This window comes from Bartonella sp. AA86SXKL, assembly GCF_042196885.1.
Genome location: NZ_JBHIRE010000294.1, coordinates 1 through 745 on the forward strand (window position 1 = coordinate 1; position 745 = coordinate 745).

A 745-nucleotide genomic window follows, 5' to 3' on the forward strand; every position below is an offset into this window, starting at 1 on the left:
AAGAGATACCTTCTCTACCAGTGCGCACATATTGCATACGTGCTTCTAAACAAAAAAGGGAACCATTCCCTCAATGCCAACCGCCCGCCTCTTCAAAAGCGACCGCCCTTTCAACAGCAAACACCCCTCCCATAAAAAACCTCTAGGCTTTTCGAACACTTGAGTAAAATGGCGAGGCAGCAAAAAAGAACCAAGGAATAACAGTACAAAACAATGGTACAGAGGAAAGGGAGGGATTCTACCGAAATTAGCTTTCACAAACAAAGAGCATCCTAAACAGAATGAAGAAGAAAAAAGCAACAGATACAAAATTTTCTAAGAGCGCCGAAAAGCCGTTTTAAGCAATTCGATTTGTTTGCCCACCGGATTTTCGTCCTCCAAAACAGGGGAAGAGATACCTTCTCTGCCAGTGCGCAAATATTGCATGCGTGCTTCTAAACGAAGAGAACGAGCAACAAAGTTGCGGAAAACTTCTGGAAATTCTTGCCAATGAGCGCTTTCTAGTTTCAGCGTCGGTGTATGAAGCGAGACTTTCGCGAGCTCTTTTTGTATTTGTTCTGGTGACATCTCTCCTTCGCGCTCTGCACGAAGAAGGAGAAGTTGAGAAGCGATTTGCATAAGCCGTGTACTTAAATACATCGCCTCTTTGGCATAAAGAGCAGAAACTTCTGCAGAGAGAGAACGTGCTGCTAATTTGCCTTCCGTATCAATATAAGTTGCTGTTTGTTCAATCAGCGCCATTGTT

General features: G+C 43.8%; 1 protein-coding gene. It reads right to left on the minus strand.

What is annotated here, in order from left to right:
• Nucleotides 1-315: 315 nt before the first annotated feature.
• A partial coding sequence (locus ACFIO5_RS11625; RefSeq protein WP_375705495.1) for a DUF1465 family protein occupies nt 316-745 on the minus strand: 430 nt, incomplete at its 5' end.